At 36.1% G+C, this 15,426-nt stretch carries 10 protein-coding genes; 4 read left to right on the forward strand and 6 right to left on the reverse strand.

What is annotated here, in order from left to right:
* Positions 1 to 11 precede the first annotated feature (11 nt).
* The 5 genes from ACTJIP_RS17695 to ACTJIP_RS17715 all read right to left on the reverse strand — a co-directional run bounded on the left by ACTJIP_RS17695 (position 12) and on the right by ACTJIP_RS17715 (position 9,148).
* Entirely contained in the window at positions 12 to 2,171 is a 2,160-nt protein-coding gene (locus ACTJIP_RS17695) for a TonB-dependent siderophore receptor (protein ID WP_180564825.1), read from the reverse strand.
* A gap of 33 nt (positions 2,172 to 2,204) precedes the next feature.
* A complete protein-coding gene (locus tag ACTJIP_RS17700; RefSeq protein ID WP_440704891.1) occupies positions 2,205 to 4,412 on the reverse strand; it encodes a TonB-dependent siderophore receptor in 2,208 nt (735 codons plus the stop codon).
* A gap of 151 nt (positions 4,413 to 4,563) precedes the next feature.
* On the reverse strand, positions 4,564 to 7,638 hold the full coding sequence (secA, locus tag ACTJIP_RS17705) for a preprotein translocase subunit SecA (RefSeq protein WP_077413139.1): 3,075 nt from the start codon (positions 7,636 to 7,638) through the stop codon (positions 4,564 to 4,566).
* Between the two features lie 123 nt (positions 7,639 to 7,761).
* The gene (locus ACTJIP_RS17710) at positions 7,762 to 7,983 is read right to left on the reverse strand and encodes a DUF2795 domain-containing protein (RefSeq protein ID WP_002662059.1); all 222 of its coding nucleotides are present in this window, start codon (positions 7,981 to 7,983) and stop codon (positions 7,762 to 7,764) included.
* Positions 7,984 to 8,119: 136 nt separating this feature from the next.
* Positions 8,120 to 9,148: a GDP-mannose 4,6-dehydratase gene (locus ACTJIP_RS17715; RefSeq protein ID WP_440704892.1), complete on the reverse strand. Its 1,029-nt coding sequence runs from the start codon at positions 9,146 to 9,148 to the stop codon at positions 8,120 to 8,122.
* Between the two features lie 89 nt (positions 9,149 to 9,237).
* On the opposite strand from ACTJIP_RS17715, the gene ACTJIP_RS17720 reads away from it, so the two are divergent.
* Together ACTJIP_RS17720 and ACTJIP_RS17725 are read left to right on the forward strand one after the other, a co-directional pair.
* Positions 9,238 to 10,035, forward strand: coding sequence for a DUF2797 domain-containing protein (locus tag ACTJIP_RS17720; protein ID WP_440704893.1), 798 nt, complete (start codon positions 9,238 to 9,240; stop codon positions 10,033 to 10,035).
* A 31-nt stretch (positions 10,036 to 10,066) separates the two neighbouring features.
* A complete protein-coding gene (locus tag ACTJIP_RS17725) occupies positions 10,067 to 12,718 on the forward strand; it encodes a hypothetical protein (RefSeq protein WP_440704894.1) in 2,652 nt (883 codons plus the stop codon).
* Positions 12,719 to 12,829: 111 nt separating this feature from the next.
* On the opposite strand, the gene ACTJIP_RS17730 is transcribed toward ACTJIP_RS17725, so the two are convergent.
* A complete protein-coding gene (locus ACTJIP_RS17730; protein WP_047379955.1) occupies positions 12,830 to 13,180 on the reverse strand; it encodes a hypothetical protein in 351 nt (116 codons plus the stop codon).
* Positions 13,181 to 13,355: 175 nt separating this feature from the next.
* On the opposite strand from ACTJIP_RS17730, the gene ACTJIP_RS17735 reads away from it, so the two are divergent.
* Together ACTJIP_RS17735 and ACTJIP_RS17740 are read left to right on the forward strand one after the other, a co-directional pair.
* A complete protein-coding gene (locus tag ACTJIP_RS17735; RefSeq protein ID WP_047379954.1) occupies positions 13,356 to 13,550 on the forward strand; it encodes a hypothetical protein in 195 nt (64 codons plus the stop codon).
* A gap of 121 nt (positions 13,551 to 13,671) precedes the next feature.
* Positions 13,672 to 14,718, forward strand: coding sequence for a PA0069 family radical SAM protein (locus ACTJIP_RS17740; RefSeq protein ID WP_077413135.1), 1,047 nt, complete (start codon positions 13,672 to 13,674; stop codon positions 14,716 to 14,718).
* Positions 14,719 to 15,426 lie beyond the last annotated feature (708 nt).

Genomic DNA, 15,426 nt, shown 5'->3' on the forward strand with positions numbered 1-15,426 from the left:
CCTTTGATTTTTTAAAATTTATATCCTATTGATAATCTCCAGTTACGTGGAGCATTGTAGATCCATGCATATTCACCTGCATCTCCTCTGTATCCGCTGTAAAGCTTTTTATTAAGGACATTATTTAACATTAAATTGACATCGAATTTCTTGGCAACATAAGAAACTCCAAAGTTGGTATCAAAATAATCCGGAAGGCTCTGATCTTTCGCAGCACTTACTCCATACCAGGATTGTCTTCCTCCCTGATACTGATACCCTGCTGAAATACCAAAGCCTTTCATAAGACCATTTTCAAACCTGTAGTTTACCCAAGTATTTTGTACATTTTTTGCATTTCCAGGAGACTGGATTCCTATTCTTGTAGGATCTGTGTCTTTGATAGTTTTTGCATCTGTATAAGCATAATTGATAATAATATTCAAACCTTTGATGATCTCTCCTTTGATATCTGTTTCAAAACCTCTTGCTCTTTGCTCGCCTGTAGCAACCTGAAATGCAACGCCATTGTTTTCATTTGCATTTCCTGATACAAGAATATTCTGTCTTCTGATCTCATAAACCGCAAAAGTAGAATTCCATTTTCCTCCGAACCAGTCTTTCTTTAATCCGAATTCAATATTCTGTCCTCTGAAAGGATCTGTAATCAATGTTTGATTGATTCCAGTTCCGGATTGTGGAACAAAAGTTTTGTCATAGATACCGTAAGCTGAGAAGTTTTCATTAATAGAATAACTTATTCCTACTCTTGGTGTAAATTCACCTGCTTTATCTGGTACTATAGGAGTGCCAGGGCTTAGATTAGGATATGCAGAATAGGTTTTTCCACTTGTATATCTTCCTGCTAATGTTAATCTTAACTTATTGTTAAACATTTCAATCTGATCCTGAGCGTAATAAGAAGTATATTTTACTCCCTGATCATTATAAAAAGGAGCAGATTTGTTTAATCTATAAAAATCAGAAGAAGGAAGTTCCGAAGGATCCACTCCATAATTCACATTATAAATGTCAATTGGAAAAGGTCCTCCTGTAAAAGATGAAAAGTCAGCAATGTATTTTCTGTCTCCATAATCAAACCCTGCAATTATTTTATGAACAATATTTCCTGTATTAAGCTTTCCTCTTACATACGTCTGGAAAATATGATTTTTTCCTTTTGCCTGCCAGTTGCTTAATGTTCTGTTTAAAACATTTTTATTGGCTGGATCAAAAGTTCCCCACCATGAACCTCCATCATAATTCAGGTCCATATAAGCATACTGTGTACTCCAAACCCAGTCTTTGAACAGTTTCTGGTCTAAGCTTAAGAATAAACTCTGATCTTTTACTTCAGTTTTTTTGAAGTTCGGATCATTAAAATTGGTATGTACATTCAATGAAGCATATCCGTCATTAGACATCAGGTAAGCTCCCGGCTGATTGAATTTTAAATACTGATAGTTGTATTGTGCTGTAAATGTAGTGGTCTTCGTAGGTCTGAAAGTAATCGATGGAGCAACAATGATTTTGCTTGTTTTATCATTTTCTACCCATGAATTGTTGGAGCTTCCCATCAGATTGATACGGTAATCTAAAACACCGTCTTTTACAAGTACTCCATCCAGATCAGCTTCTCCTCTGAAAAGGTTATAACTTCCCGTAGTGAAACGTACACTGTTGGCAAACTTTCCGGTAGGCTTTTTAGTTACAACATTATAAAACCCGGCAGGATCTCCCATAGAACCCATAAATCCGGCTGGACCTTTTACAAACTCTATTCTGTCTATGATAGAGGCATCAGGATTGATTGGGCCCCAGGTAGAAGAAACATTCATTCCGTTCATAAAAGTGGAAATACTGGCACCTCTCATGAAAACATTGGAGTATACATTATCCCAGTGCTCCACTTTTCTTGCCCCACTTACGTTACGGACAATTCCTTCAGACATGTTCAATGTAAGTTGATCAGCAAGAACCTGAGAACTTACAGACTGTACATTTTGAGGAAGCTCAAGAATAGGCGTCTGGATTCTTAATGAACCTGAAACCTCATTCAGTTTGTACTTCTGATAATATCTTCCGCTTACAACTACTTCTTCAATATCGTTGGATTTGATGGTGTCTTTTTTTTCCTGTGCAAAGCTTAACATAGTTGTTAATAATGCAGCTCCTATTGTTATTCTTTTCATTGTTTATAAGGAGAGTAATTTTACTCTAACAGTTTAAAATTTATAAGTGAAGCTTCCTAATATGTTAGCTAGTACCTGAGCATTGGCAGTTGTATACCCGCTCCAGTAATGTTCGTTGGTAAAGTTGTCTACCTTTACACCAATTCTGAATTTTTTAGTATCATAAAACGCGTTGGCATTCAGTACCAGATATTTTGGAAGGATGAATGTACCCATGGTTGTAGAGTTCACAATCTTGTTATCACTCGCATAGTTTCCTCCTACCCCGAATCCAAGACCTTTTAAATTTCCGTCTAAGAACTGATAACTTGCATTGAAATTAACCAACCATGGAGATGATGCTGTAGCGGGTCTTCTTCCGATAACCGTTTCATCAGCTTCTGTATATTTCATATCGTTGTAGCTTACTCCGGCGATTACGGAGAACCCTTTGATCAGATAAGCATTTGCTTCCAATTCTACTCCCTGGCTTCTCAATAATCCAGCCTGGTTTTGTACAGCCTGTCCTGTTCCCGTCATTTCACCAGTATTTAGGAGCGTATTTTTTACCTGAATATTATAGTAGCTTAAAGTTGTAGTAACTCTTCCTTTGATAAGATTTGTTTTGAAACCTCCTTCAAATTGATTGGCTCTTTCAGGAGTTGAAAGTGCTACATTTCCTGTCTTATCTGAAGTATAATATCCATTTACTGAAAAACTGTTCTGATAGTTTCCGAATACGGATAATTTCTCAGGGAGTATTTGATAAACGACACCAAATTTTGGTGACCATGCTCCCTGGCTGTATGAATCAGTAAGTTTCTGTCCGGTTTGTCCTCCTTTAAAATTTACACTTTCGTATCGTACTGAAGTAAGAATATTAAGACCGGTTACGGGAGTAATTACATTGGAAATATATCCACTATAGGTATCTTTCTTACCGCTGCTTATATAGGCGTTGTTTTTCTCAAAATCAGGCTGATTTCTCAGATTATCATACATTGCCCCCAATGTCTGTCCATTCATATTAGAATAGTCTGTACCTGTGAAAGGAACCCAGTCAAAATTGGTAAACATAAAGTATTGATTGTCATTCAATCTCATATAATCGAAACCTGCTACAGTTCTGTTTCTCACGCTTCCGATGTTGAAATCAAAATTAAAGTTCTGCTGAACCTGGAAATAAGTTCTTTTGCTGTCTTTAGTTGACTGGTCAGCTCTTACAATTCCCAATTCTGTATCTGTAGGAACTCCTGTTACCATTCCTTTCGGAGCAAAATAGAAGTATGGGTTAAATCCATCTGAGTAAGAATATGAAGTGCTTACATTGGTAGAGGATTTAATGTGCTCATTAATTTTATAGTTAACCTGTCCAAAGAAGTTTCTTGCTTTACCAACAGTTTTAAGCCCTTCTCCTGTGTAAGATTGCTTATAGTCATAACCAAGTTTTTCCAGTTTATCCATGCTGTCTGCACCAAGCTGCGCACTCGGAACATAAAAGAAGAAAGCTGTTTCAGGATATGAATTGGTTTCAAACATTTCCAGTTCCGCATTGATCTCTAAATTATCCGTAGGACGGTAAGTAATGGATGGGGTAAATGCATAGAAAGAATTCTTTGCATTGGTTCTCTGGAAGGTTCCCTGGTTTGTATAAGCTGTATTTAATCTGAATAATAATTTTTTATCTTTTGTAAGGGGAGCATTTACATCTGTCTGTACTCTGTAATAGTTATAGCTTCCTCCTGCCAGAGAAACGGCGCCTGCAAAAGTTTCAAATGGTTTTTTGGTAACTCTGTTGATAACACCTCCATAAGATGTCACGTTACTACCAAATAATGTGGCAGAAGGTCCTTTTAACACTTCAATTCTCTCCACATTGATAGCGTCCATAGAAGTTGTAATAGGAGCTACCATACCATTTCTGATAGAGTTTCCGGCCACAAAACCTCTTAAATTAAGATAAATACCTCCATCTCCGGCTCTGTTTGTTGCACTCCACATTTTCTGTGCACCTGCCACATTTCTGAAAGCATCATCTACGGTGAATAACAATTGATTTTCCAATACTCCTTTGTCAATAGAAGAATATACCTGTGGATCCTCTATTGCCTTCAAAGGCATCTTATTGGAGTATTCACTGTCTTTCTTGACGTATGTATTGATAATTACTTCATCAATGCTTTTAGTGGCTAATGAATCTTTTTTTTGGGCAGAAACCAGCATTGTTCCCAGAGCGGAAGCACAGATCAGTACATTTTTCATGAAAGTCAAATTTTTTGCAAATATATTATTTTTAACTGTTCTAAATAAATAATAAGATTGATATTTATCATAAAAATATTATATACTGAATAACAAAAAACCGCTATGACCAATGCCATAGCGGTTTTTAGATGATATTATTAAATTTTTCTTAAGCTGGAATTTCTCCTTTGTATAAGAAAGAAATAATTTCTTTGTTTAGTTTGTCGATCATTTCGCTGAATAAGTGGAAAGATTCCTGCTTATAGATTACCAATGGATCTTTCTGCTCGTAAACAGCTCCTTGTGAAGATCTTCTTAAATCATCCATCTCACGAAGGTGAAGTTTCCAGTTTTCATCAATGATTGATAAAGTGATGTTCTTTTCGAAATCGTTCACTAAACTTTCACACTGTGTATCGTAAGCTTCTTTAAGATCAGCTACAATAGTCATTGTTTTGTGTCCGTCTGTGAAAGGGACCTGAATCATTTTGAACATTGAACCTTGATTTTGGTATACATTCTCAATGATTGGGAATGATTTTTCTTTCAATAGATTCAGTTTCATTCTGTAATCTTCCTGAGCTGCGTTGAATAAGATATTTGTCAGATCCTGAACATTTTTATTATTAAAATCATCTTGGGAAACCGGAGATTCCATTGTAAATGTTTTAATGATTTCGTATTCAAAATCTTTATAACTTCCTGAAGCTTTTCCTTTCGCAACGATAGAATTGGAAACATCGAAAATCATATTCGTAATGTCATACTTCAGGTGGTCTCCGAATAAAGCATTCTTTCTTCTCTTGTAGATTACGTCACGTTGTTTGTTCATTACGTCATCATACTCAAGAAGTCTCTTTCTTGTTCCGAAGTTGTTTTCTTCTACTTTCTTCTGCGCTCTTTCAATAGACTTACTGATCATAGAATGCTGAATTACTTCACCTTCTTTATGACCCATTCTGTCCATCATTTTAGCGATTCTCTCAGAACCGAACAAACGCATCAGGTTATCTTCAAGAGATACATAGAACTGAGAACTTCCAGGATCTCCCTGACGTCCCGCTCTACCTCTAAGCTGTCTGTCAACACGTCTTGAGTCGTGTCTTTCAGTACCGATAATAGCTAAACCTCCAGCTTCTTTTACTTCCTTAGATAGCTTAATATCTGTACCACGACCTGCCATGTTCGTTGCAATAGTTACAACTCCCGGCTGTCCTGCTCCTGCCACGATCTCAGCTTCTTTCTTGTGAAGCTTCGCGTTCAGTACCTGGTGAGGGATCTTTCTTAACTGAAGTGCTTTTGAAAGCAATTGTGAAATTTCAACAGAAGTTGTCCCTACAAGTACAGGTCTTTTTGCTTCTGTTAATTTTTCTACTTCTTCAATTACAGCATTATATTTTTCTCTGTTAGTTTTGAAAACTAAATCCTGTTTGTCATTTCTTAGAATTGGACGGTTTGTTGGGATAACCACTACATCTAGTTTGTAGATTTCCCAAAGTTCACCAGCCTCAGTTTCAGCTGTACCAGTCATCCCCGCAAGTTTATTGTACATACGGAAATAATTCTGAAGCGTGATTGTTGCAAAAGTTTGAGTAGCTGCCTCAATTTTTACATTCTCTTTCGCTTCAATTGCCTGGTGAAGACCGTCTGAATAACGACGACCTTCCATGATACGCCCTGTCTGCTCATCAACGATTTTTACTTCACCATCAATCACTACATACTCATCATCTTTTTCGAATAATGTATATGCTTTCAATAGCTGGCTCATTGTGTGAACACGCTCAGACTTTTCAGCAAAGTCCGCAAATAGTCTTTCTTTCGCTTCAAACTCCTCTTCTTTAGAAAGGTTTTTAGCTTCTACTTCAGCAATTTCAGTCCCGATATCAGGAAGAACGAAGAAGTTATTGTCAGAGTTTCCTTGAGACATATACTCAACCCCTTTATCAGTAAGGTCTACCTGATTGTTTTTCTCCTCGATAACGAAGTAAAGATCTTTATCTACAATCGGCATGTCACGGTTGTTGTCCTGCATATATTGCGATTCAACTTTTTGAAGCAAAGCTCTGTTTCCGCTTTCCGATAAGAATTTGATTAATTGTCTGTTTTTTGGAAGACCTCTGTAGGCCTGAAGCAATTTGAATCCACCTTCTTTTGTATTTCCTGCAGCGATTAATTTTTTTGCTTCGTTGAAAATAGCAGAAACGGTTTTCTTTTGTACTTCAACAATTCTGTCAATAGAAGGTTTAAGAACATCAAACTCCTGTCTGTCTCCCTGAGGAACCGGACCGGAAATGATCAATGGTGTTCTTGCATCATCTACCAATACAGAGTCTACTTCATCCACGATAGCAAAGTTCAATTCTCTTTGTACCAATTCTGAAGGTGAAGTTACCATGTTATCTCTCAGATAATCGAAACCAAATTCATTGTTCGTTCCGTAAGTAATATCTGAGTTGTATGCTTTTCTTCTTCCGTCTGAGTTCGGCTGGTGGTTATCGATACAGTCGATAGACATTCCATGGAACTGATAAAGAGGACCCATCCATGCGGAGTCTCTTTTTGCAAGATAGTCGTTCACGGTTACAACGTGTACTCCTCTTTCCGGAAGTGAATTTAAGTAAATAGGTAATGTTCCTACCAAAGTTTTACCTTCACCGGTTGCCATCTCGGCAATTTTACCACTGTGAAGAATAACCCCTCCGATAAACTGAACATCATAGTGGACCATATCCCAAACTACTGGAGTTCCGGCAGCATCCCATGAGTTTTTCCAAACAGCTGTGTCTCCCTGAATGCTCACGAAATCTTTTCCTGCATCAGCCAGTTCTCTGTCCCAGTCACTTGCCGTTACACGAATTTCTCCATTCTGTGCCCATCTTCTTGCCGTTTCTTTGATCAATGCAAAAGCTTCGGGAAGAACCTGAATAAGAACTTTCTCTTCAATTTCGTATGATTCCTTCTTTAGAGACTCAATTTTTGAAAAAAGAGCTTCTTTTTCGTCAACATTTGTTGAATTTTTTATCTGCTCTTTTATCTGTTCTATTTGAGCTGTGATCTTGCTGGTTGCAGATTTTATATTCTCTTTAAACTCAGCGGTCTTTTGTCTCAAACCATCATCCGACAATTGTTGAATGTTAGGTTCTACAGCCTTGATTTTTGTTACAACTTTTTTTACTTCTTTTAGGTCCTGCGCTTTTTTGTCTCCCAAAAACCCTTTAAGAACTTTGTTTAAAAAACTCATAAATTTTTTGCTTTATGCTTAATGCAAAATGCTTTAAGCGTTTTAAATAACACTTATCGTGTAGATTAATATATAAAAAGGGCAAAAAAGCTCTAAGCACGCAGCCTAAAGCTTATCGCTTTATTAATATTCGTCCTCGTTCCAAAGGAAATCTTCGTCAGTAGGATAGTCGCTCCATACTTCTTCGATAGATTCATAAATCTCTCCTTCGTCTTCGATTGCCTGAAGGTTTTCTACTACCTCCATAGGTGCACCAGTTCTGATTGCGTAGTCAATAAGCTCTGCTTTTGTCATTGGCCAAGGTGCGTCACTTAAATATGAAGCTAATTCTAATGTCCAGTACATAATTTTCTAATTTTTTGCAAAAGTATAAAAATAGGTTGTATAATAAACTTTTTTATACTTGATTTTCAATTCTTTTTATAATTTTTTCTTATAAACGGCTGTCACAAACTGAATGGCAGCTATGTCAGCAATTTACTTATTGTCGTTTTCTCAAAAACCATTCCACAAATTTTTTTATGCCATTTTGGAAGTCTGTGGCAGGTTTGTACCCTATTAAATCCTTTGCTTTTGTAATATCGGCATTTGTTTTTGTGACATCTCCCGGCTGCATTGGCAGAATTTTTTTGATGGCAGCTTTTCCTAATACATTTTCTATAGTAGAAACCATCTCGGATAAAGTGATCACCTGGTTTTCTCCGAGATTAAGAATCTCATAAACCCCGGAATTATTTTCCAGGTAAAGGATAGACTTGGTAATTCCGTCAATAATATCATCTATATAAGTATAGTCTCTGGCGGTACTTCCATCACCATAGAATGGAATTTCCTGATCCTCTGAAATAAGCTTTACAAACTTGTGTATTGCGAGATCTGGTCTCTGTCTTGGCCCATATACTGTGAAGAACCTAAGCTGGATCATATCTATATGGTATAGATTGTGGTAAACATGTCCTATGACTTCACCACTTTTTTTAGTAGCTGCATAAGGAGAAATAGGATTATCTACATTATCTGTTTCTGCAAAAGGAATCTTTTCATTGTTTCCATAAACACTTGATGAGGAGGCGCAAATAAATTTTTTGATATTAAAATTCTTACACAATTCCCAAAGGTTCATAGTACCTCTTACATTGACTTCCTCATATTCTAAAGGACGCTCAATGGAAGGACGTACACCAGCAAGTGCAGCCAAATGAATCACCATGTCGATATGGTGGTTTTTAAAAATGTTTTCAAGACCTTTCTGGTCCCGGATATCCTGCCAATAGAGGGAATATTGGTCAGAATGAGCAAGTGATACTAAATGACGGACATCAGTCTCTTTGTCTGAGTATTCAAAATCCGAAATTTTACCAATTGACTCTAAAGTATTTTTAATTTTTACCTGATAGTTATAGAAATTATCAAAATTGTCAATGTTTATGACAGAATGTCCATTTCTTAATAATCGTTCAATTAAATGAGATCCGATGAACCCACTACCGCCTGTTACAAGATAAACCATTTGTATTTTTTATGAGTACAAAAATATAAATTTTACTTTTTGAAAAATATAATCATTAAATTTACTTAAAAAAGTAATATAAATATAATATGCAGTTTCAAGGGCAAATTTTAAAGATGACAAGCTACGATGCAAAGCCAATCCAATACTATCTCAATCTTTCAGGAGATCTGGTTCATATGAATGAGTTGATTGGAAGGGAGTTAAGCATCAGGCATACCGGATTCCAATGTGTAAATTGTGGGGAAAACAAGCCTATTTACAGGATGGGATTCTGCAAAAACTGCTTTTTTGAAAGTCCTTATGCAAGTGATACCATTATCCGTCCGGAGCTTTCTACGGCACATTTAGGAGTTGCTGAACGAGATCTGGAGGTTGAAAAACAAATTCAGCTTCAGCCGCACACCGTCTATCTGGCTTATACCGGAGATGTAAAAGTAGGAGTAACGAGAAATACTCAGATTCCAACACGATGGATTGATCAGGGAGCAACTTTTGCATTACCTATAGCAAGAACCGAAAACCGGTATGAAGCAGGAATGATAGAAGTGGCTTTAAAAGAACATCTGGCAGATAAAACCAATTGGAGAAAAATGCTGCAGGATGATTTTGAAGGGGAAGTAGACCTTGCGGACTTCAGACAAAAGATCAGAGAATATTTTCCTGAAGATTTTCAGAAATTCTATAGAGAAGGAGAAGAATTATGGATGTTTGATTATCCTTTTGAAAAACCGGAAAAGGTTACTTCATTTACATTAGATAAAAACCCTGAATTTACAGGAAGGCTTTCCGGCATCAAAGGACAGTACCTGGGATTTGAAGGAGGAAACTTTATCAATGTAAGAGGACATGAGGGATATGTGATAGATCTTGAAATAAGAAATTGATTGATGTAAAATAAAAACCAAATCGCAAAATATGGGAGAATGGGTTAAAAGACTATTGATAAGTTTCGGAATCCTGGCAGGAATTCTTCTGGCTGCGAATTTCGGACTGAATATATGGCTTAAAACCCAGCTTCCAGAGTATATAAAAAAGAATACTGACTACAAAGTTTCCTACAAAACCCTGGATGTAGATTTAGGAACAGGAAATATCTTCGCCTCAGGAATTTCTGTCAACAGTAAAGATCCTCAAAACATAGACGTTATTGGGCTGCAGGGAACTATTGATACCCTGAAAATAAGCCGTTTTGGGATTTACGATGCTATTTTTAATAAAAGAATAAGCTCCTCTGATCTGTTGCTTGCAAAACCTAATTTGAATGTCATTCTCGCAAAACCTGTTGATCGTAAAACAGGAAAAAAGAGAAACCCGTTTTTGTTTGAAAATATCAGGATCAGCAACGGGAAAATTGCTATTTTCAAACATACCAAACAGAAGTTTTTGTCTGTACAGCAACTGGATCTTTTTGTAGAAAACTTACAGATGACAGAAGAATCTGTTGAAAATAAACTTCCTGTAATTTTTGATCGATACAGCATTAAAGGAGAGAAATTCTTTTTCCGGCCTAATGAAACGTATGCTATTACTATCAGTAGTATCAATACAAGTAATGGGCAGATGTCAGTTGGAAATTTCAGACTGACTCCGCTTCTTTCTTTTGCTCAGTTTAAAAAGTTTTATCCCCAAAAGACTCAATTATTTGAATGCATCATTCCCAAAATGGAATTCAAAGATGTGGTTTTAACTAAAAATAAGGTAGCACTTACCAACGCGGATTTTCAAAATCCAGCTTTTACAGTATATAAAACAGGAATAAAAGCTAAAAAGAATGAAAAAAAATCAAATTTTGAGGTTGATTTAAAAAATATAAAACTAAATAATGCCATAGTTCAGGTCAACAAACCTGATGGCAATACACTTTTGTCTGTCGGAAATCTTAACTTAAATATTAATGAGCTTAAGTTTGATAAGGAAAGTTCAGAACAGGTCATTCCTATCGGATATAAAGATTTTCTGCTTTCAGGAAGGGATATACTATATTCTAATCATCAGAATATTGCAATAAGAAGTCTTGCCCTGAAGCCTACAAATGGTGAAATTCTGGACGTTGTATTGACGCCAGGTTCTTCCCCAGCTGGAAAAACAACAATTAATTTAAAAACAAATCATATTGCTTTTAATATCAATAAGCTGGAATTTGTTGATAAAAAACTCAATCTGGATATCAAAGATGTTCTTGTTGATAATGTAAACGGAACGCTCAAAGCAGGGGAGAAGAAGCAAAATAAAACTTCTGAGCCAGGTATTATACAATCTGTTATTGTAAGGAAAATGTCTTTGAAAAATTCAAATATTACCTATGATAACGGAAAAGAGCCATTGAGTTTTCATGATTTGAATGCCACAATAAATAATATTGAGTTATCACCCAAAGTCAATCAGCAGGGACTATCTTTTAAGGTGAAAGATTATTATCTCACCACCCGGAACTTTGCTTACAAAACACAATTCTATAATATGAGTTTAGGATTGCTGAAGCTTAACAAAAATAAAGTTCAGATCAATAATTTTGCAATGAAACCTCTTGTTTCGAGGGCGCAGTTTATCAAAATGATTCCTGTGGAGAGAGATCTATATGATATAAAAGCCGGGGAAATAACAGCAGAAGGAAACTGGGACCTGTTTTCTCATCATAAAATGATAAATGCTTCCCATGTCATGATCCAGTCGGCAGATGCCAATATTTTCAGAAGCAAAATTCCGAAAGACGATCCAAAGGTAAAAGCTTTGTATTCCAAAATGCTGCGTTCTATTAAAATTCCGATGACGATCAATAATCTTGATATTAAAAACTCAGTATTAGTATATGAAGAGGATACTCCGGAAAGTATGGGACCCGGAAAACTGATCTTCAGTAACTTTAATATGAATGTCAGAAACCTGAATTCTGCTAAAATAAAAGGAAAATCCACAAAAGTAGACATCAAAATCAACTGTTCATTCATGAACCTCTCACCACTTTCCGTAAACTGGAACTTTGATGTTGCTGATAATAACGATAATTTTGCAATTTCCGGAAAAACCACCAATCTTCCAGTCAGTGGTATTAATCCGTTTATCAGGCCCTACCTTCATGTGACAGCTACTGCGGGAACAATTCAGGAAATGCTCTTTAATTTTAAAGGAAACCCTGCCGGATTACACGGAACCTTTAATCTTAAACATAAAGATCTGAAAATTGCCGTACTCAATAAGAATAATCATGAGGAAAAAGGCTTCCTTACAGCCGTTGCCAATGTTTTTCTAAAATCAAATTCGGGTAATTTCCCTGAGGCTGTTACCGTAGAAAATGTAGAGCGTGATCGGACAAAATCTTTCTTTAATCTGTTCTGGAAAGGAATTGAACAAGGATTAAAGAAAACCCTTATTGGTAAAAATGTAGAAAAAACAGAAAAAAAGGTAAAAGAAGCGGTTTCTTCTGTGAAAGAAATGAAACAGTCTGTAAAAGAAATAAAACAGGAGATCAAAAATAAAAAAGAAACTCCCAAACCGGAAGCAGAAAAAAAAGAAAAGAAAGGTTTTCTGAATAATATTTTCAAGAAAAAGGAAAAATCTGAAGAATAATTCTTTAAACCATTAAGATTGACCCATTAATTAATGATCATATAAGCAGATGTCTTTTTAATTTAAAAACAACCTTAATGGTTTAAAGAATTAATATAAGTCTAGATTCAGTTAAAAGTTGAATTCGTCACTTTCCAGAATGGGAATATCTCTTAAAAACTTATCAAACTCTTCACCGGGATAATTGCTGTCCGCCCCGTAAGAGTCTATAATCATTCCACGGTTTCCGGCACCATCTTTTACGACATAAAGCACCGCGTTGTCATCAGGATTGCTGTCTCCTTCAAAACGATATGTTTTTAAAATCACCAGTTCTGCAGGCTGATAAACTTTATCAGAATTTTCAAACTTCATTTCACATTTTTCGTTCATTCTGAATTCTCTGTGTATTCCTCTTTCAGAAAGCGTTTTCATGACTTCACTTAAGGTTGTCATTGCATCAAAATTCCCTGAATTTTCCATAATAATATTTTTCTTGTTAAGTACAATAATTAAACCATTGCAATCTTTAAATATAAGAAAAATAGTGGATTGTAATTTTCCTAAAAATAAAGTTTAATGTTAACAAAATTTATAATTTAAAAAAATAAAATAGGTATACTTTTTGCAATGCTAACAATATTAAATCAATGAAAATATGAAAAAAGAAGTTGGAGTTCTACTGGCAGGAGGAGTTGGTCTTTTGGCAGTATTAAGTTTAATCAGCATCAAGAAAATATTGACTAAAAAAGATAAAAAATATAGTGATTCCTATTCGGATTATCACAGACACTTTGATGAAAAGAATCAGGAAGATGAAACTCATGGAGTGGAATTTTACGCACTGAAGTAGTAAAAAAATATATTTAATTATGTTAAATCCAACGCTTTTGAAAGTGTTGGATTTTTTTGTGGAAAACTTTAATGTTAAAACTCATTATTTTATACAAATTCCATTCTAATTTTACAAAGGAATGCAAAACGAAAATTTCATAAAAGGTCAGGGCGCTCAGCGAAACGTTATTAATCGTTTCGACAGATATACCTATGAGCCTGAAGATGAAGATTTCGAAACAGTAAAAACCTCCTTCACTGAAGTTTTTCCCAAAACAATTGTTAATCAGGTGAAAAGCGAAGACCTTCCGATGGAATATTCCATGAATCCTTATCAGGGATGCGAACATGGCTGCTCTTACTGTTTTGCAAGACCTACCCACGAGTATTGGGGATACAGTGCCGGGATTGATTTTGAAAGAAAGATCATGGTAAAGAAAAACGCTCCCGAATTACTGGAGAAATTTTTTCAAAAAAGAGGCTATAAAGCAGCCCCAATTCTGCTATCCGGAAATACAGACTGCTATCAGCCCGCCGAAAGACAATTTGAAATCACCCGAAAACTCCTGCAAGTTTGTCTTGATTACAGACATCCTGTCAATATTCTGACAAAAAATGCAATGGTACTAAGAGATCTTGATATTTTAAGACCCATGGCGGAGCAGAACCTGGTTTCAGTTTCTTTAAGTATTCCTACTATCAACGAAGAACTGAGACGAAAGATGGAGCCCAGGACGAGTTCTGCAAAAAATAAATTAAAAGCTGTAGAAATTCTCTCCGGAAACAATATTCCCGTACATGTGATGGTTGCTCCCATCATTCCCGGACTCAATAGCGATGAGCCGTTGAATATATTAAAAGCGATTTCCGATGCAGGTGCTTCAGGATTCGGATATACCCTGGTGAGATTAAATGATACTGTTGAACCTGTTTTTGTGAATTGGATAGAAACCCATTTTCCGGACAGAGCACAAAAAGTCTTAAATCTTATCCGCTCTATGCGGGGCGGGAAGCTTGGAGATAAAAGATATTTTGAAAGACAAAGGGGAGAAGGTAACATCGCTGAAATGATTCATACAACTTTTAAGATCGGCAGAAAGAAGTTTTTTGAAGGCAAAGAATTTCCAAAACTCTCAACGGCCAATTTTACCGGAACCCGTGATCAGCAATTGAGATTGTTTGATTAATTACGAAATCCGGATTAATCCTACCTATTATATTATATATAGTATAAAAAGGAGCTATTTTCGACATTGTTGTTCTTAATAAACTTTCCACTGCTCATGTTTCCTGGGTTTATCATATATAGTATATATAGTATATAATGCGAATCTTTTTCAGGAGCTATTTCCTGCTATCCATTCATACTCCTCACGCCCGGGCTGTGCGATTCTCAAATCCGCCTGCTCTCCAACGCATGCTGCGGGGTACCCATTTCTATCAGGGCTAGGGGTGAGGTTAATGATGAATTATGAATTCCTCCAAATGAAATACCCTATACTAAATATACATCATCATCTGTGCAAATCTGCGTGATCTGTGGTTAAACCAGTACTCATTCCATAAGAACGCGCTATTATCCTGAGCGTAGACGAAGGGAGCCTGTTTTATAAAAGCTTCCCCCTGCACCTTTCCCCCAACCTTCCCTTTATCTTATATATAATAGAATGTATCTTTCATTACCCCATTACTCATGATTTCTTCTTCCTCAAAGCGCTCCCTTGAATCTCCCAAATAAATGTTTAAAATTTTTCTCTCTGCGTTCCAGTGTATTAGGGTTAAATATTACGGGTGTGTAAAATTTATGTTAAATAAAGTTGTTTTGCGTTGCAATAAGTTGTTATCTTTGCCCCACTGAAAAACGAGAGTAATACAGTAGCGCAGGAGAGCTTTTA

The organism is Chryseobacterium sp. 22543 (genome assembly GCF_052044565.1).
Lineage (GTDB): Bacteria > Bacteroidota > Bacteroidia > Flavobacteriales > Weeksellaceae > Chryseobacterium.